The following is a 17991-nucleotide window of genomic DNA, read 5'->3' as shown; positions in this document are numbered from 1 at the left end:
TCAATCCCAGCCGGAAAAGATAATATACTGTCACTTTATAAGGCTTTAAAACTGAATTGGATTATTTTTTTATAATTTTCTTAGAAACTGATCCTCCTTTCTTTAATTCCCCCTGAAGGATATATACCCCTTTCGGAAGACTGGAAATATCGATAATGTTAGAATTCCCAGGAGTTAAAACAGTTCTGCCATCCAGAGATATCACGGTTATCCTGCTTATGTCTTCTCTGGAATTTAATGTTATAAAATCGGAACCGGGATTCGGATAAACAGATAAATCTTTATGTCCAATTTCCGGATCAGCGGTAGATAAAGCAGTTGTTTCCGGATAAGAAATACTTTTTACAACACTTGTATTCCCATTGATGGTAAAAGTATTAATCGCAAAATTAAATACAATACCCGCAGACTGGCTTATCCACATATAAGACTCATTGGTATAGTTGAAAGGCCCGGGTGTCTGCGTGGCAGTCCTCATTCTTTTTATTCTCAGAACATTCGGATAAGTTCCTGTGGGAGTCGTAATTGTCCCATAGCCGTCTACGGTGTACTCCACCTGCCCTGATTCTGCCCCATTAGGCACCCCTCCAGAAGTTATATTGAACTGATAAGTATCTGTAAACTGCTGCAGATAGGTAATCGGAAAATTAAAATTAATTAAAGGATCCGAATAAGACATCAGTATATCTCCGGGGTTGGCATAAGTCCCGAGCATTACATCCTGTGTATCAGATATGGAAGTAAAATCGTAGACATCAGAAAGAGTGGGCCTGGTTATCCTGTTGGCCGCCGGAAATCTGAAACAGTTAACTTCACCCGGGCAGGTCTTCGTTGTGTTTGTATTGGTATTTGGACCTGTATAGGCAGAAAAATCCCATGTGACATTCGCTCCGGAAGGACCTGCAGTCGCAGTAAGTGCAACATCTCCTGCTCTGAACGTATAAGGTATATTAACCCTGTCAACAGCAGATCTCGTTACGGACGGCTGTGCATACGCTATAATTCCTGTAACAAGAAATAAAACAGAATTTAGCTTTTTCATATTATTTTGTTTAAAATTTGGTTACTACAAATGTATTTTTAGTTCCAAAAGCTATCAATCCTAAAAAAAAAGTATTTTTATCTACCTAAAATCAGGTATTTTTTCTCTCATGATAAATCACTAATTTATATGAGCAAAAAAATACCCGGCATCGGAGCCGGGTAAATATCTTTAATTAAATGACTGTCTGTAACTCAGAGGAGTTTTATCCGTTTTCTTTTTGAACAGTTTATTGAACGACTGCGGGTGTTCAAACCCGAGAGCATAAGCTACTTCGGATACAGAAAAACCTGTAGTGGTAAGATATTCTTTAGCCTTTTCAATCAGTTTTTCATGAATATGCTGTTGTGCATTCAGTCCGGTAAGGTTCCGAAGCATATCGCTCAGATAATGAGGCGACAGATTCAGTGTGGAAGCCAGAAACTCAACGGTAGGAAGTCCCTTATTTAATGTTTCCTGTTTATTGAAATACTCTTCCAGTACGGCATCCATCTTGGCAAGCAAATCATGATTTACTGCTTTTCTTGTTATAAACTGTCTTTTATAAAAACGGTTGCTGTAATTGAGAAGAACTTCCAGATAAGAAACAATAACATCCTGACTCACTTCATCAATAGCAGTATTCAGTTCATTCCCAATATTATCAAGAATACCGATTATAGTTGCTTTCTCCTGATCAGACAAATGCAGGGCTTCATTAGTATCGTAGGAAAAGAAACCGAACCCTTTAATATTCTTTGCCAGCGGATAACTTCTTATGAAATCCGGGTGTACCAGCAGAGTATATCCACTGTATTCCGCATTTTCATCCGTTGAAAGGACCTGTCCAGGGGCGGTAAACATCATTCCCCCTTCATTGAAATCATAATATCCCTGTCCATACCCCATTTTTCCAACAGTAGAATATTTATAGGAAATTTTATAAAAATCCAGTATAAAGCTTCTTTTAAACATGTCCTTATTCACCGTCATTTTTGTATTATCCACGAGGCTTACCAGGGGATGAAGCGGTTTTGGGAGCTGCAGCATGTTGTGAAGTTCTGAGATGGATGAAATTTTCAAAGGAGCGTTATCTTTCTTTTCCATGATATAAATTTATAAATTATTAGAGGAAAAGACAGTATAAATGCAATATACTTTATACTGTCTCTAAAGTTTCTGACTAAATAAACTGCTTACCGAACTGTTCCCTGAAAGCTTCATCACCAAGTTCAAGACGCTGGGCATACAATGCTTTTGCATCTTCTCCTGCAACGTATCTCAACTGCTTTTTACCATCTGTAGCGGCTTCATATACGACTGCTGCAATCTGCTCCGGTGTAGAGGCGGCTTCCATCATTCCTTCCATTTTAGAAAACAGAGAGTTCGTCATTTCATCATAAGCCGGAGTGGATGCTGAGTCCAGAGAACGGCTTACAAAATCTGTTTTAATCCCTCCAGGAGACACTGTTTTAATAGCTATCCCAAATGGATTAAGCTCAAAAGCAAGGCTTTCGCTCCAGCCTTCCAGTGCCCATTTCGTAGCATGATAAGTAGAACCTAACGGAAAAGCAATCAGCCCTCCTATAGATGTTGTAGAAATAAATATTCCTTTTTTCTGTTCTCTGAAGTACGGAATAAATGCCTGTGTTACTCTGATAACTCCTAGTAAATTAGTATCCAGCTGTTTTACAATCTGATCATCAGAAAGAGCTTCTAAAGGCCCTATAAGTCCATATCCTGCATTATTGTAAACGACATCGATCTCTCCCAGTGCAAGAGCCTGCTTAACGGTTGATTTGATCTGTTCCGGGTTGGTAACGTCCAGCGGAAGTACAGTAACATTTTCCAGTGCAGCAAGATCAGCACCCGCTTCAGGGTTTCTCATGGTAGCGATTACTTTCCATCCTTTGTTTTGAAATAATTGGGCAGTTGCTTTTCCTAGTCCTGTAGAAGCACCTGTTATAAAAATTGTTTTCATTTTTTCTTGGTTTAAAATTACATGACAAAGTTCTGCATTGGGAGAAATCCGGAAGTTGCCAAAATGGGGTAAGCTGTAGCCAAAACGGATGTTGAAATAGATTTGTTTTTTGTAAGTTTGTTTTATCAATTTTATGGCAGAATATATTCTTGACAACGTCAATATCAGTACACTTTCCGTATACGACCTGCTGAAACATACCTCAGACAGTGCATTTATCGGGATCAGGGATTTCCGCGATATTTATCCTGTTGCTATCGAAAACAATTCAGGAATATTTACCAGGCAATCTTCACTACAGGATTTTCCTATGGTCAGTATAAGCAGGGTCGGCAGCTCATTGTTATGCTCTTGTACCTGTGACAATGAAAAAGATCAGCTTTGTTCCCATCAGGCGGAAATTATCCATTGTATCTTAGAAGATAAAAATTACCGTCTTTTTTTCGATGATATTTTCCGTAAAAAGGCATTGCTTCTCAAAGCAAAAGGTTATGGTCTGGAAAGCGAGCCGGATCTGGATCTGTATTTTGAGCTGAAATATACTGATGGGAAAATTGAGATCCTGCCCAGAATCAAGGAAATGCTTCCTGTGGATGATGTCATTTTAAAAAGAGATCTCCTTCCTCAGCATCCTTCTAAACTGGACGAACTGGCTGTCCTTGAAACCGGCAAAAAACAACTGTTGGTAATGGGTAAACACCGGTATTACAATCACCTGACCTTCTCACTGATGGAGGCAGAAACAACACAGTCAGGAAAGATCAAAAATCCGGTAAACCCGGTTGATGCCATGCAGCTGATTTGGAAAGCTGAAAAACCTGCGGAAATCAAATTTTATACAGCTATTGCTGCATTTCAGAACAATTATAATGAAGACTACAACCCATCAGAACTGGAAGCTTTAAAGCTTATTGTACAGAACCCTCTGAAACTGGATGTGTATTATCATAACCGGGAAATCGCAGAAACGGTTTCCGCAAAGTCACTTTCCCTGGTTGAATTAAACACTTTAGATGCCGAGATTCAATTAACTGTATTTAAGAAAGATCCGTTTTATGAAATAACCGGAGAACTGCAGTTTAATGATATTTCCATACCATTTGGCAATGTCATTCTCAGAAATGAATATTTTGTCTATAACCGTAACACTTTCAGCTTTGTATATGATTCGGACATGCTTAAAATCATCAGGTTCTTTAAGGCCAACAATGAGATTTTGCTGGTCCATTCTTCTAAATACGAAGCATTTATGCAGAACATCCTCTCTTCTATAGAGGAACGTATCCACATCAATTACAGCTATATACAACCCGCAACAAAAGCACAGCTTGAAGATAAGAATTATCAAGTTGAAAAAGTAATTTATCTCCGTCAGCAGGAAAATTATATAGGAATCACACCCGTTATGAAGTATGGAGATGTAGAAATTCCCGTGTATTCCAGAAAGCAGATCTTTGATACTGATCAGAACGGAAACCCATTTAAAATAGAAAGAAATGAATCTGCAGAAGCCCGCTTTACCTCTTTGGTTATGCAGCAGCACCCTGATTTTGAAGAACAGATGGGAGGCTATCAGTATTTTTACCTTCACAGAGATAAGTTCCTGGATAACAACTGGTTTCTTGATACGTTTGAGATCTGGAGAAATGAAGGAGTAATCATCCTTGGCTTTAACGAGCTAAAAAACAATAAACTAAATGCTCACCGGGCTAAAATCAATATTCAGATTACCAGCGGACTGGATTGGTTTAATGCCAAATTAAAGGTAGGATTTGGACCTAAAGAAGCTTCATTGAAACAACTCCACAGGTCCATCCGAAATAAAAGCAAATTTGTCCAGCTGGATGATGGCAGCCTGGGAATTCTCCCTGAAGAATGGATGGAAAAGATCTCCGCTTATTTCAGGGCAGGAGAAATTGATGAAGAACTTTTAAAGATTCCTAAAATCAATTTTACCGAGGTGACATCCCTGTTTGAAAAAGAAGTTCTGAGCAAAGAAGTTCAGGAAGAACTCAACTCCTATTCTGCAAAGTTTTCAAAAGTAAAGAACATTCCGGAAGTCGCTGTTCCTTATGATCTGAATGCCAAGCTTAGGGATTACCAGCATGACGGGCTCAACTGGCTCAACTTTCTGGATGATTTCAACTTCGGCGGATGCCTTGCCGATGATATGGGACTTGGAAAAACCATTCAGATCATAGCTTTTATTCTTTCACAGAGGGAAAAAAGAGGACATACCACCAATCTGATTGTAGTTCCCACTTCTCTGCTGTTCAACTGGCAGGAAGAGATCAGAAAGTTTGCCCCTTCGGTAAAAGTTCTCCTTCATTATGGTGCAGACAGGCCTAAAACAACGGCTCATATGGCTGATTATGAAGTTGTCCTTACTACGTACGGGATGCTCCTTTCAGACATCCGGTTTTTAAAAAACTTTAATTTTAATTATGTTTTTCTGGATGAGTCACAGATTATTAAAAACCCCAATTCAGAAAGATATAAAGCAGCACGCCTTCTTCAATCGAGAAACAGGGTTGTACTGACCGGTACTCCTGTCGAAAACAGTACTTTTGACCTTTACAGCCAGCTTTCTTTTGCGTGTCCCGGGCTGCTGGGAAGCAAACAGTATTTTAAAGATATCTATGCGGTTCCTATCGATAAATTTGAGTACAGTAAACGTGCGTTAGAGCTTCAGCAAAAGATTAAGCCATTTATCCTCAGAAGAACCAAGAAACAAGTAGCCAGAGAGCTGCCGGATAAAACTGAAACCGTGATTTACTGTGAAATGAATACGGAACAGCGTAAAATCTACGATGCCTATGAAAAAGAACTTCGCGAATTCATTGCAGCCAACGATGATGATGACCTGAACAAAAACAGTATGCATGTCCTTACAGGGCTTACCAGGCTCAGACAGATCTGTAATTCGCCTGTTTTGATGAAAGAGGGATATTCCGGTGAAAATGCAGTTAAAATCGAAATTTTAACAGAACAGATCCTGGGAAAATCAAAAGATCATAAAATCCTTGTTTTCTCCCAGTTTGTCGGGATGCTGGATCTTATAAAAACCAGGCTGGAACGTCACAATATTGAGTTTGAATATCTGACAGGACAGACGAAAGACAGAGGAGAAAAAGTAGCTAATTTTCAGAACAATGAAAATATCCGTGTATTTCTGATCAGTTTAAAGGCTGGCGGTGTAGGTCTCAATCTTACTCAGGCAGACTATATTTATCTGGTGGACCCCTGGTGGAATCCTGCAGCAGAAAATCAGGCTATCGACCGCAGCTACCGTATAGGACAGACCAAAAATGTAATAGCTGTAAGAATGATCTGTTCCAATACCGTGGAAGAAAAAATTCTTACCCTTCAGAAAAAGAAAAAAATCCTGGCTCAGCATCTGCTTACCACCAATGGAAAAAAACTTCAGGGGCTGTCTAAACAGGACCTCATGGATCTGCTTGAATCCAGCTCATAATATACATTTCTTTATTTATGGCTTAGAAAACAGATGAGTTATTTACAGTTTTTTAAAAATAAAAACCGACAGGGTAAAAGGCCTGTCGATTAAAAAACAAAAATTGATATGGATATGATTTAGATATGATGTGTCTGCTGTACTATTTTTTCTGAATTCCTTGCTGCGTTACTGAAGAATGCTTTAAAAATGATTATTTATTTTTCCTGAGGCAAATTTATATTTATTTAGAATTAATAAAAATAATAATGCAATGATATTTATCATCCAATGAAAAATAACTTCATATGATTAGAAAAAAATATATTTAACAGCAGATAACCAATACAATATAAATAAACAGACCCATCCTGAATTGATTCAAGAAAGGTCTGCTCTATATAATAGTAATCTAAGTATTAAACTGTTTAGCTCATATTTTCAATAAGAATTGCAGAAGCTCCTCCTCCTCCATTACAGATGGCAGCTATACCGTATCTTCCTTTTTCCTGACGAAGTACATTGACGAGAGTGGTAACGATTCTTGCTCCTGAAGCGCCAATAGGATGTCCCAAAGCAACTGCTCCACCATATACGTTCACTTTACTGAGATCATAGCCGAGAATTTGCTGGTTGGATAAAATTACTGAGGAATAGGCTTCATTTATTTCGAAAAAATCAATATCAGATAAAGCAAGCCCCGTGTGTTTCAGAATTTTCTGAATCGCTACAGAAGGAGAAGTGGTAAACCACTCCGGAGCCTGGGCTGCGTCTGCATACGCAACGATCCTTGCCAACGGATTCAGGTGATGACGTTCCAGGGCTTCTTTAGATGCTAACAGCAATGCTGCGGCTCCGTCATTCAGATTACTGGAATTAGCAGCGGTCAAAGTTCCATCTGCTTCAAATGCAGGTTTCAGCAGTGCTATTTTCTCAGGAATGAGCTTATCAATATCTTCATCCTGATCAACAATTGTTGTTCCTTTTTTTCCTTCAACTGTTATCTGGATCAATTCATTGTTAAACTTTCCTTTTTTGGTAGCCTCCTGAGCTCTTTGATATGAAAACAAAGCATATTCATCAAGCTGTTTTCTGGTTAATCCATACTTTTTCACACCCAATTCGGCTGCACTGCCCATATGGAAATCATTGTATACATCCCACAAACCATCTTTTATAAGACCATCTGTAAGACGGGTGTCCCCAAGTTTTGTTCCCTGTCGGAGCTTAATATAGTGAGGGACATTGCTCATACTTTCCATTCCTCCTGTCATAACGATATTATCTACTCCAAGCTGGATCTGCTGGGCGCCAATCATGGCTGATTTCATTCCGGATGCACAAACTTTATTGATGGTTGAAGCATCTTTGTCAACCGGAATTCCTGCAAAAATTGCAGCCTGTCTTGCTGGCGATTGCCCAAGGCCTGCACTCAATACATTTCCCATATAAACACTGTCTACATACTCCGGAGAAATTCCGATACTTTCATATGTATTCTTTATTGCTGTAGCCCCCAACTGAGAGGCTGTAAATCCAGACAGACTTCCCATAAAACCACCAACAGGTGTCCGTTTTGCTGCTGTTATAAATACTTCTTTCATAGATTTTATTTTTATAAAATACCGATCGGTATATTTATCATTAAAAAAAAGCCCTTTCATTTTTAGAAGGAATACAACAAATATAATAATAATATACCGATTGGTATATTATTAAAGAAAAAAAAATCTTACTTTTTAGGGTAAGACTTCAATTTTTATGATCTGCTCAACTGATCCAGTTTCTTTAACAGTGTGGGTATTCTGTAAGTACCATGCATTTTTTCCAGCATTCCTTTGGCTTCATCCACATCAATTCCCCTGGCAGTAACAAAAAGCGGGGTTTTGCTTTCCCCACGGAATACGCTTCTACGCTGAGAATCCGGAGTTGTAAATTCATTTTTTGCAACTCCGACAATAGGACATTTGATTTCCAATGCTTCGTAAAGATGTCCTCCTAAACCGATCTTTCCGTCATTATCCAAAGTGACATATCCGTCAACAATAATAATATCTTCGGGTCTTAATGCTATTTTTTTCAGCAGACTTAAAATGCAGGGTAATTCTCTCTTGTAAAAGGCTCCGCTTTCATACTCCGACCCCACAGGTGTTTGCTCTATAAAAGTTTCCACTTCTTTTTCAGATGTCCAGTCATCAAATGCAATACATACCGTGTTGGCATAATCCTCATAATAGTAAGTATCAAACGCGTAAATCATATTTTATTCTTAAAAAAATTCACCAAAATGCCATAAAACCCCTGACGGGTCATGTACAAAACATTCTTTTCCCCAATCCATTGTTCTTACGGGGGTCAGCTTTACATTTTCATATTTGTCTGTAAGTCCCAAAGACAATAGTTCGATCCAGAAATCATCTGTGCTGGCAACTTCTACAAAAATCATGGTATTGTCAACCCAGTCCTTTGTATAATAATCCTGAAGATAAAAACCTGTTTCTTCTCTTATAAATAGGGATAGCTTTTGTTCCAGAACAACTTCTTCAAATCCCAGATCCCTGTAAAAGCTTCTGCTGATCTCAAAGTTCTGAGCCCCGATAAAAGGTCTGATGGATTTTAATGTTGGCGCCATAGTATTTGTATTTTTCCCCACTCAATTCCTCTCTGAAATAAAACGGGTGATTATTTTCTGTCGACCGTGAGTCTCTCTTCCCGGTTGGCAATATCCCAAGCTGTGGTAAAAATAAGCTGGGTTCTTTTTTCCAGCAACTGGTAATCAATCTTTTCAGGATCATCTGTCGGTTTGTGATAATCTTCATGAATACCATCAAAGAAAAAGGCTACCGGAATATTATGCTTGGCAAAATTATAATGGTCTGAACGGTAGTAGAGCTGCTCAGGGTCATTCAAATCATCATATTTGTAATTCAATTCCAGGTTATTGGTTCTTTTATTCGCCGCTTCATTGATTACTTTAAGCTGAGAACTCAGCATGTCAGAGCCAATTACATACACATACTGTTTCCCCCGGTTGGCAGGATCATCACGCCCAATCATATCAATATTAAGGTCTACAACGGTATTGGCTAACGGAAAAACAGGATTTTCAGAATAATATTCAGAACCAAATAACCCGTGCTCTTCTCCGGTAACATGAAGGAATAAGACAGATCTCTTAGGTCCTTTTCCTGATTTTTTAGCCTGCTGGAATGCTTTGGCAATTTCCATTACGGCAACCGTTCCGCTTCCATCATCGTCTGCTCCGTTGTATACCACTCCGTTTTTTGTTCCTACATGATCATAGTGTGCAGAAACGACAACAATTTCTTCCGGTTTTTCACTTCCTTCGATAAAGGCCAGAATGTTTTCGGAATCAGGAAGATTACCTCCCCCTCTTTTTTTCATGAAGTCAGACGGAACTTTCTGATAGTAAGAATTTAATACCTTAGGTGCTGAAATACCCAGATTTTTATAGTAATTAACGATATACTCACCCGCCTTTTTCTGCCCTTTGCTTCCGGTGTCCCGCCCCTCCATATCATCTGCTGCTATTACATAAAGGTTTTTCTTCAGGTCTTCTGCATTAATGGCCTCATATGCCTTGTTAAATGCTTTATCATGCTTCTTAGAAACAGGATGGGACGCGTTCCCGTCAGATATTTTTGCCGTTCCGCAACTGGTCACTAACGCCATTGCCAATAACGGGATAAGTATTTTTCTCATAAAGAATAAATTTCTTAAAAATAACAATTTTTATCGAATCATAATCTGGTTAGTGAATCTGACAATTTAAAAAACGCTTCGTTATAAATTTAACAGCATATCAGTTTCAAATATAATTTGATATTAGAATTTTATTATATTTGATGAAAATACAAAATAGATGGATAAAATTTACGGATTTACTCATTACTCTTTTTTTACAGAAATGTCTGAACTGGCAGCCAAACACGGAAGCTATGATCTTTCTCTGGGACTTCCCGATTTCGATATTGATGAACGTCTGACATTTTTTTTAAAAGAAGCTGCAGAAAAGGCTACCTATCATTATGAGCCTCTTGCCGGAAATCCTCTCCTGATTGAAAGTATTATTCATTTCAACGCGAAACGAATCCATAAAATTATCATTACGGCTGACGAAATCACTGTTGTACCTTGTGCAACCTTTGCTTTATATACTTCCCTCAAATCAATTCTTAATCAGAACGATGAGGTTATTATTATTCAGCCATCTTATTACACCTATGGACCTGCGGTTGTGATGAATGGAGGAATTCCTGTCTATTATGATCTTGAAAACGATTTCAGTATCTGCTGGGACCGTTTTAAAAACTGCATTACTGAAAAAACAAAAGCCATCATTGTCAATTCTCCCCAGAATCCCACCGGAAAAGTATGGAAAAAGGAAGACTGGCATCAGCTGTATGAAATGATTAAAAACCGGGATATTTATCTGGTTTCCGAAGAAATATATGACACTTACTGCTACGATGAGACCGATCATTACAGTTCTTTCATTCATCCTGAGCTTAGAGAGAAGACATTTTGTATTTTTTCTTTTGGAAAAATGTTCCATACTTCCGGATGGAAAGTCAGTTATATACTTGCTCCTGAAGCTTTGACAGCAAAATTCCGTTGCCATCAGCAATATATCTCTTACAGTGTCAATGCTCCGGCTCAATATGCAGTAGCAATGTATCTCAATGTGTTCGAGCCGGATCGCAACAAAAAAGTCATGCAGAAAAAAAGGGATATTTTCAATAATCTGTTGCAGGAAACTTCTCTACAGATTGAGCACCAAACAGAAGGAAGCGTTTTCCAGATCGTCAATTTCAGAAGTGTTTCCAAAAGCATGACAGATGTAGAATTTTCGAGATGGCTTACCGTTGAGAAAAAGGTATCCTGCCTCCCACTTTCTGCTTTTTATAATGCAAGACAGAATTCGGATTACGTCAGGTTCAGTTTTGCTAAAAAAGATGAACTGATTATCCAGGCATTAGAGCATCTGAAAAAGAATCTTTAATTTTCCTACATGGCTTTTCCCACAGATTAGATTACCCAGATTTTTACAGATGATTGTGGGAATTTTCTTTTCCATGTTTTTTAACTTAACCAGAATAGATATGAAAAAAGCACCGCCAGAGCGATGCTTTTCAGTATTTTTACATTGATTTTAGAGCGCTAAAACTCTTACATCAATTCTTCTGTTTTTTGCTTTACATTCATCAGTGTCATTAGCTTCACATACCGGATGTTGAGATCCATATCCTTCAGCTTCTATTCTGTCTGCTGAAACTCCCAGCTCAAGTAATTTAAGCTTAGCGGTTTGTGCCCTTAGGCTGGATAACTGAAGATTGCTTTCTTCATTTCCACTGTTATCGGTATAGCCTCCTAATTTTATTTTCAGATCAGGATACGCATTTAAAATTTCAGCCAAGGTGTTTAACTGAAGTTCATAACCTGGTTTTAAATCGCTTGAGCCTGTTTCAAAATAAAGGTTTTCAATGGTATACCACTTATTAGGATCTAAAACAGATTTATCTTTTTGTTTAACAGCGTTATATAGCTGATAAAGCTGGCTTCCGTCTCCTATAGCAATTGTTTTTCCTCCATCCAGTTTTATTTTCTGGATATTGCCTGTTTCGTATACAAAGTCTCCGCTTTCATTAAGGTGTCCCTGAACCTGACCCGGAACAACCTGAGCTGCATTAGAATCTGCAACTACAGTGGCATTTGCGGATACTCCGGTAAGACTTTCAATCTTTGCTTTTCTGTTTGCCTCAATTTTATCTTTATGCAATACTGCTAAAGTAGGTGCAATCACTAAGGAAACGATTGACATTAATTTGATCAGGATATTCATCGACGGGCCAGATGTATCTTTAAACGGATCTCCAACAGTATCTCCTGTTACCGATGCTTTATGAGGTTCTGAACCTTTATAATAAGTCTGCCCGTTGATATCCACTCCTTTTTCAAATGATTTTTTAGCATTATCCCATGCACCCCCTGCATTGTTCTGAAACATTCCCATCAAAACACCACAAACTGTAGCTCCTGCCAAGAATCCTCCCAGTACTTCAGGTCCGAAAATAAATCCGATCAGTAAAGGTGAAATGATAGCAATAGCTCCAGGTAACATCATTTTTCTGATAGAGGCATCGGTGGAAATAGCCACGCATTTTTCATATTCCGGCTGCGCTTTTCCCTCTAAAATTCCCGGAATTTCACGAAACTGCCTTCTTACTTCTTCTACCATTGCCATTGCAGCCTGTCCAACCGCTGTAATGGCCAAAGATGAAAAGATAAAGGGAATCATTCCGCCAACAAACAGCCCTGCCAGAACATCTGCTCTGTAAATGTCAATACCGTCAATCCCTGCAATTCCTACGAAGGCCGCAAATAAGGCTAAGGCGGTCAAAGCGGCTGAAGCAATGGCAAATCCTTTTCCAGTAGCTGCCGTTGTATTCCCTACGGCATCCAGGATATCTGTTTTTTCACGTACTTCTTTAGGAAGCTCACTCATTTCAGCAATACCCCCTGCATTATCTGCAATAGGCCCGAAGGCATCGATAGCCAGCTGCATAGCTGTAGTAGCCATCATACCTGCCGCTGCAATTGCAACTCCGTAAAGGCCTGCACAGAGATAGGAACCATAAATACCTCCAGCCAATACAATAATCGGAAGCAAGGTAGACTCCATACCAACGGATAACCCTCCGATAATGTTGGTTGCGTGACCTGTAGAAGACTGTCTCACAATACTGGAAACCGGTCTTTTTCCCATAGCCGTATAATATTCTGTGATAATACTCATTAAAGTTCCCACAACCAATCCTACCATGATCGCACCGAATACTCCCATTTTAGTAAACTCGTGGCCTCTCAAAACCATTTTTTCGGGAAGAATATAGGTTACCAGGAAATATGATGCAATGGCAGTAATAACGATACTGCCCCAGTTTCCAAGATTCAGCGCGTTCTGTACGCTGGATGTTGATGAGCCTTCATTATCATTAATTTTTACAAATAAAGTTCCAATCATTGAAAATATAATTCCTGTTCCTGCAATCAGCATGGGTAAAAGAATCGGGGCAAAACCTCCGAAGGCATCATCAGAAACAGTTTCTCTTCCTAAAACCATAGTGGCAAGCACTGTAGCAACATATGATCCGAAAAGATCGGCTCCCATTCCGGCGACATCTCCTACGTTATCTCCTACGTTATCTGCAATTGTTGCAGGATTTCTTGGGTCGTCTTCCGGAATCCCGGCTTCTACTTTTCCTACAAGATCGGCCCCTACATCAGCCGCTTTTGTATAAATACCACCTCCTACTCTTGCAAAAAGGGCTATAGACTCTGCTCCGAGAGAAAATCCGGTAAGAATTTCTATGGTTCGTTCCATTTCGTGAGAATCTACGGTAGCATCCGGAGCAAAAATCTGCTTAATAATCAGAAACAGCGCTCCCAGTCCTAAAACAGCCAGCCCTGCAACTCCCATTCCCATTACTGAACCACCGGTAAAAGATACTTTAAGAGCTTTTGAAAGTGAAGTTCTTGCCGCTTCCGCAGTCCTTACATTGGCTTTGGTAGCGATTTTCATCCCGATAAAGCCTGCGGATGCTGAAAATATGGCTCCTACCACGAAGGCAATTCCGATACTCCAGTGAGAGTTGGCATTGCTGGATCCCATTACTGCCAGTAAAATGGCGACCACTATGACAAAGTACGTTAAGATTTTGTATTCAGCCTTTAGAAAAGCCATTGCACCGTCTGCAATATGCCCGCTGATTGTTTTCATTTTTTCATTTCCGGCATTCTGTTTATTGACCCAGTTGCTCTGAAGAAATGTATAAAGCAAAGCTACGACACCAAAAATTGGCACTAACACAAATAGATCCATAGTTTAATATTTTTTTGGTAATAGAAAATTAAATATAATAAATAATTACCAGCAAAGCATTAAAAAATATAACAGTTCTGTTTTTACGGGCTGAAAATCAGAAAAAAACAATATGACTGTATAAGAATCATTATGATTAAAATTATTGAAAGAAGTCCTGAAAATGACTGGAAAATTGACGGTTATATCATAAAAAAGGATAGACAACGGCTGTCTATCCTTTTTTGGTATTGAATTAAGAAGATCTTATCCTCCGAATTTATCTGCATAATCTATTTGAGAAGCTTTAATCACTTTTCTTGCATGTTCTGCACCGTAAACTTCCTGAATTCTACACTTTGCCGGTTCATCCGGTAGGTTTTTGTATGTAAGGAAATAGTGCATTAATCTTTTTACTTCCGCTTCTGGTAATTCAGCAATATCTCTGAAGTGTCCGAAAGCATGGTCATTGATCATTACTGCAACGATCTTGTCATCAGCTTCTCCCCCGTCGATCATTTTGAAGCCACCGATTGGAATAGCTTCCATCAATAGACCTCCGGCATGGATATTGTGAGAACTTAAAACACAGATATCAAGCGGGTCATGGTCTCCCATAGTCACATCATCAGCTCCGGCTTCTACAGCAAGCTTCATCACCTCATTATCACAGTATGTTCTTGGAACAAAACCATATAAAGCCGGGATAATATTAGAAAATTTCTGCGGCCTGTCTACCTTTAAATATCCTGTTTCTTTATCTACTTCATATTTAATAGTATCTGAAGGAACAATTTCCACAAATACATTTACAACATTTGGCGCATCTTCCCCTGCAGAAATTCCGTGCCATGGATGTGCTTTAAAATTTGGAATCATTATTTATCTGTTATTTTTTAAGTTATTATTAAAATTTCTTTTCTTAAATCTTCTATGGTTTCAGCAATATAGTCGTTGCCTTCCATATAGTTCATGATGAAAATCGTTTTGAATTCATCCAGCTGGACCTCTCCTTTCAATCCGTCATAGGTCTTGTGAAGCAGTTCGATGATTGCATTTTTAGAATCTACAATATTCTTCCATGAATTTTTTGTGATGTAAAGCTGCTGTGAAGAGTTATATTCGAATTCTTCATGGATTGCTTTTTCTGTAAGGAAAATAAACTCATGAACAGCCAGTTCTCTATCAAATCTCTGAATAAGGTTTGAAGGCTTTATTCTGTCCAGAAACAGAGTCATTCTTTCATAGGAATGTGCTTTGTTCTCTGAATTTGATTTCACACTAAGCAGTTTGATTTCCTGATTTTTAAGGGTAATGTATGAATGTACAAATTGTCGTAGCAAAACCAAAAAAGGAATTGCAATAATTAATGCAAATGCATATGGTAGATATCCTGAAAGATTCATCATAATTTTAGACTGCAAAATTACTAATTATTTTCCGTCTTCTAAAGAGTTTTTAAAGATATCCACTTTAGAATTCTGTATATAGATCAATGCAAGTATAATGATGAGATAAAAGCCCAGCATCATCCTGTTGACCAGGGAGGGAAAAACCAGAAATCTCAACATGACTGTAGCATAAATAGCAGCAAAAAATAAGACCTGAGCCTGATTTTTTTTGTCCCTGAATGAAAAACGGTTGGCCAGAATAACCACAATAAAAATCAGCAGAAGAGGAAAATATGAAGCATTGAACTCCAGCATCACTTTGCTTTTAATAAAATGAATATAGTCTGACAATAAGAACGGATCAGGCTGCGACACCGGATAAATCTGAACTTTGGTAAACTGATTCATAAAAAGTGTGGACCATGAGACCTGGTTAAAAGCCTGTATCAGGAAGAAGGAAAGAAAAAGATATCCGTAAGAGATCAGTATTGGAACGGTCTTAATCTGAAGTTTGTTTTTATAAAGATAGATCAGTGCATACAGAAATGAATAGAGAATAAAATACTCTGGCCTGGTCAGTACGCATAGCATGGCAAATATACCGGCTGAAAAAAAATGCTTTTTAACAGAAAATGCATAAAAACTTAAAAGCAGAAGCAGGCAAGATAAAGAATCTGCAGAAGCATGCCTGCTTGATTCTAAAAGAGGTTTGAACAGAGAGATTAGAATTGTTATGATCAATGCCAGGGGATAATTTTTCAAAATCCTGATCAGAAAACTGAAAATCAGGATGATAATCAGGGCATAGGAAATTATTGAAATTAAAAAAGTAGAAGCAGAGGCACTGAATCCCAGTTTAAAGAATAGCCAATTAATGAAATTATAGAAAGGTTTTACCACAAAAAGCTGCAGTTCTTCTTCATAGGCTTTAGGATTTTCTGATAATATTTTATAATAGGTACGCTCTCCTTCAGCAACTTCCTCAGCCATGGGATTCACAGGACCTAACCCGGCGAAATCAGGGTTCTTTTCCCTCAGTTCAGCATAGACTTTCCGGTGAATCTCTTCAATTTTCATTTCGGGATATTCCGTTTTATAAATCAGTCCCATGTATGCTTCCATATCCGTATTGTAATACTGGTGGGTATACAGGTAGTATGACATAATGCATACATAGATGGAAAATATAAAAACAAGAATATTCCTTTTTTTCATACATGATATATAAGGACACAAATGTAAAAAAACTATCTTTTTAAATCTGCATTCTTATAAAAGCTTTTATACCTTAAGGAATCAGCTTAGATTAAAGTTCAAACAGGGCCGGTCTTTGGGTTACTTCGTGATAGCATACACTGTTTTCATCAAAGAAATGGTACACAAGACTTTTACGGGTTCTGTTTTTATCGGTATGAGGTTCACCACCATGAAGAATATTGGCATGCCATATCAGCAGATCGCCTTTTTTAGCTTTAAAAATCTCTTTTTTTAATCCCAGCTCTTTTACTTTGTCTTCAAGGAAAGTCTCGTAAGCCCTGTAACTTTTTTTGCCAATTTTTAAGGCAGTTCCTTCATTATCATAATCCGAATTCAGGAAATATGGAAGTTTATGGCTTTTAGGAATATAATGTAAAGCTCCGTTTGTTTCATCCACATCCTCCAGCGCAATCCAAACTCCCAGTAAACCTCCCAATGGGTAGGTTGTCATGTGAATGCTGTCAGAATGTGTTTTCTGCTGGCTCCCGTTAATGAAATTTATGCTTTGGAAAAGTTTGGATTTACCATCCAGTAAAACAGATAAAAAGTCTAACAGCTCTCTGTCACTCCCTATATTTTTAATGATTTCTGAATGATGGATGGCAAACATCAGTTTTCCGCCATAAATGAACTTCAAAGTTCCATCTTTCATCAGTTTATCAATTTCCATATTGATCTGATCTGCTGTCTCCGGAGTAAGGTAATTCCTGAGAATCATATACCCGTTATCGTCATATTGAAGAGCGCTTGCTTTATTTTCTTCAGACAGCTTCTTAAAAAAGGGGGTTTCCGTAAGCTTTGTATAGTCTACTTTTCTTTCACTGGCAGGCAGATGGGCAAAATCCTTACTTGAAATGCTTGAAAAATAGCTTTTATTGATTCCGTATTTTTTATACAGTGGAATATTATGCTTTAACTTGCTCTTTTTAAAAAGGTTATAAAGCATATAGGAGAGTTTGTACTGACGAATCTGTTGTAACATAACTGTTTTGCTAAGGATTTTAT

Annotated in this window: 14 protein-coding genes; 2 read left to right on the top strand and 12 right to left on the bottom strand. The window is 38.3% G+C overall.

Annotated features, from left to right (window positions below; all coding sequences use genetic code 11):
- Positions 1-61 precede the first annotated feature (61 nt).
- The 3 genes from AC3FI7_RS02235 to AC3FI7_RS02225 form a co-directional block, all read right to left on the bottom strand.
- Positions 62-1042 carry a T9SS type A sorting domain-containing protein gene (locus AC3FI7_RS02235; RefSeq protein WP_491461285.1) on the bottom strand — a complete coding sequence of 327 codons (981 nt, stop codon included), beginning with the start codon at positions 1040-1042 and terminating at the stop codon, positions 62-64.
- 171 nt (positions 1043-1213) lie between these two features.
- The gene (locus AC3FI7_RS02230; protein WP_491461284.1) at positions 1214-2128 is read right to left on the bottom strand and encodes a helix-turn-helix domain-containing protein; all 915 of its coding nucleotides are present in this window, start codon (positions 2126-2128) and stop codon (positions 1214-1216) included.
- A 76-nt stretch (positions 2129-2204) separates the two neighbouring features.
- Positions 2205-3002, bottom strand: a complete 798-nt coding sequence (locus AC3FI7_RS02225; RefSeq protein WP_142722418.1) for an SDR family oxidoreductase — start codon at positions 3000-3002, stop codon at positions 2205-2207.
- A gap of 133 nt (positions 3003-3135) precedes the next feature.
- On the opposite strand from AC3FI7_RS02225, the gene AC3FI7_RS02220 reads away from it, so the two are divergent.
- Positions 3136-6477 (top strand): DEAD/DEAH box helicase, encoded by a 3342-nt coding sequence (locus tag AC3FI7_RS02220; protein ID WP_491461283.1) that lies wholly within the window; start codon positions 3136-3138, stop codon positions 6475-6477.
- Between the two features lie 407 nt (positions 6478-6884).
- Here the strand turns inward: AC3FI7_RS02220 and AC3FI7_RS02215 are convergent, their stop codons facing one another.
- From AC3FI7_RS02215 to AC3FI7_RS02200, 4 genes are all read right to left on the bottom strand, one after another.
- A complete protein-coding gene (locus AC3FI7_RS02215) occupies positions 6885-8060 on the bottom strand; it encodes an acetyl-CoA C-acyltransferase (RefSeq protein ID WP_491461282.1) in 1176 nt (391 codons plus the stop codon).
- A gap of 155 nt (positions 8061-8215) precedes the next feature.
- Positions 8216-8716, bottom strand: coding sequence for an endonuclease V (locus AC3FI7_RS02210; protein WP_142722415.1), 501 nt, complete (start codon positions 8714-8716; stop codon positions 8216-8218).
- A gap of 9 nt (positions 8717-8725) precedes the next feature.
- Positions 8726-9088 carry a VOC family protein gene (locus AC3FI7_RS02205; RefSeq protein WP_491461281.1) on the bottom strand — a complete coding sequence of 121 codons (363 nt, stop codon included), beginning with the start codon at positions 9086-9088 and terminating at the stop codon, positions 8726-8728.
- Positions 9089-9138: 50 nt separating this feature from the next.
- Positions 9139-10179 carry a M28 family metallopeptidase gene (locus tag AC3FI7_RS02200; protein WP_142722413.1) on the bottom strand — a complete coding sequence of 347 codons (1041 nt, stop codon included), beginning with the start codon at positions 10177-10179 and terminating at the stop codon, positions 9139-9141.
- A 160-nt stretch (positions 10180-10339) separates the two neighbouring features.
- Here AC3FI7_RS02200 and AC3FI7_RS02195 point away from each other — a divergent pair, with 160 nt between their 5' ends.
- Entirely contained in the window at positions 10340-11479 is a 1140-nt protein-coding gene (locus AC3FI7_RS02195; RefSeq protein ID WP_491461280.1) for an aminotransferase class I/II-fold pyridoxal phosphate-dependent enzyme, read from the top strand.
- Between the two features lie 150 nt (positions 11480-11629).
- Here AC3FI7_RS02195 and AC3FI7_RS02190 read toward each other — a convergent pair whose 3' ends face one another.
- The 5 genes from AC3FI7_RS02190 to AC3FI7_RS02170 all read right to left on the bottom strand — a co-directional run bounded on the left by AC3FI7_RS02190 (position 11630) and on the right by AC3FI7_RS02170 (position 17968).
- Positions 11630-14359, bottom strand: coding sequence for a sodium-translocating pyrophosphatase (locus AC3FI7_RS02190; RefSeq protein ID WP_343658217.1), 2730 nt, complete (start codon positions 14357-14359; stop codon positions 11630-11632).
- Between the two features lie 246 nt (positions 14360-14605).
- Complete coding sequence (locus AC3FI7_RS02185) at positions 14606-15217, bottom strand: inorganic pyrophosphatase (protein WP_142722410.1); 612 nt, start codon at positions 15215-15217, stop codon at positions 14606-14608.
- A gap of 17 nt (positions 15218-15234) precedes the next feature.
- On the bottom strand, positions 15235-15747 hold the full coding sequence (locus tag AC3FI7_RS02180; RefSeq protein WP_142722409.1) for a DUF7935 family protein: 513 nt from the start codon (positions 15745-15747) through the stop codon (positions 15235-15237).
- Between the two features lie 24 nt (positions 15748-15771).
- Positions 15772-16944, bottom strand: a complete 1173-nt coding sequence (locus AC3FI7_RS02175; RefSeq protein WP_491461279.1) for a hypothetical protein — start codon at positions 16942-16944, stop codon at positions 15772-15774.
- A gap of 91 nt (positions 16945-17035) precedes the next feature.
- Positions 17036-17968 carry a phytanoyl-CoA dioxygenase family protein gene (locus tag AC3FI7_RS02170; protein ID WP_142722407.1) on the bottom strand — a complete coding sequence of 311 codons (933 nt, stop codon included), beginning with the start codon at positions 17966-17968 and terminating at the stop codon, positions 17036-17038.
- Positions 17969-17991: the final 23 nt, after the last annotated feature.

The organism is Chryseobacterium sp. TQ-BC-N36 (genome assembly GCF_058382295.1).
The sequence above is the reverse complement of the archived record's forward strand: the minus strand, read 5'-3'. Positions and strand labels throughout refer to the sequence as shown.

Coding starts and splice junctions, on each gene's coding strand:
- AC3FI7_RS02235 (WP_491461285.1), bottom strand. CDS start 1,042: ATGAAAAAGCTAAATTCTGTTTTATTTCTTGTTACAGGAATTATAGCG.
- AC3FI7_RS02230 (WP_491461284.1), bottom strand. CDS start 2,128: ATGGAAAAGAAAGATAACGCTCCTTTGAAAATTTCATCCATCTCAGAA.
- AC3FI7_RS02225 (WP_142722418.1), bottom strand. CDS start 3,002: ATGAAAACAATTTTTATAACAGGTGCTTCTACAGGACTAGGAAAAGCA.
- AC3FI7_RS02220 (WP_491461283.1), top strand. CDS start 3,136: ATGGCAGAATATATTCTTGACAACGTCAATATCAGTACACTTTCCGTA.
- AC3FI7_RS02215 (WP_491461282.1), bottom strand. CDS start 8,060: ATGAAAGAAGTATTTATAACAGCAGCAAAACGGACACCTGTTGGTGGT.
- AC3FI7_RS02210 (WP_142722415.1), bottom strand. CDS start 8,716: ATGATTTACGCGTTTGATACTTACTATTATGAGGATTATGCCAACACG.
- AC3FI7_RS02205 (WP_491461281.1), bottom strand. CDS start 9,088: ATGGCGCCAACATTAAAATCCATCAGACCTTTTATCGGGGCTCAGAAC.
- AC3FI7_RS02200 (WP_142722413.1), bottom strand. CDS start 10,179: ATGAGAAAAATACTTATCCCGTTATTGGCAATGGCGTTAGTGACCAGT.
- AC3FI7_RS02195 (WP_491461280.1), top strand. CDS start 10,340: ATGGATAAAATTTACGGATTTACTCATTACTCTTTTTTTACAGAAATG.
- AC3FI7_RS02190 (WP_343658217.1), bottom strand. CDS start 14,359: ATGGATCTATTTGTGTTAGTGCCAATTTTTGGTGTCGTAGCTTTGCTT.
- AC3FI7_RS02185 (WP_142722410.1), bottom strand. CDS start 15,217: ATGATTCCAAATTTTAAAGCACATCCATGGCACGGAATTTCTGCAGGG.
- AC3FI7_RS02180 (WP_142722409.1), bottom strand. CDS start 15,747: ATGATGAATCTTTCAGGATATCTACCATATGCATTTGCATTAATTATT.
- AC3FI7_RS02175 (WP_491461279.1), bottom strand. CDS start 16,944: ATGAAAAAAAGGAATATTCTTGTTTTTATATTTTCCATCTATGTATGC.
- AC3FI7_RS02170 (WP_142722407.1), bottom strand. CDS start 17,968: ATGTTACAACAGATTCGTCAGTACAAACTCTCCTATATGCTTTATAAC.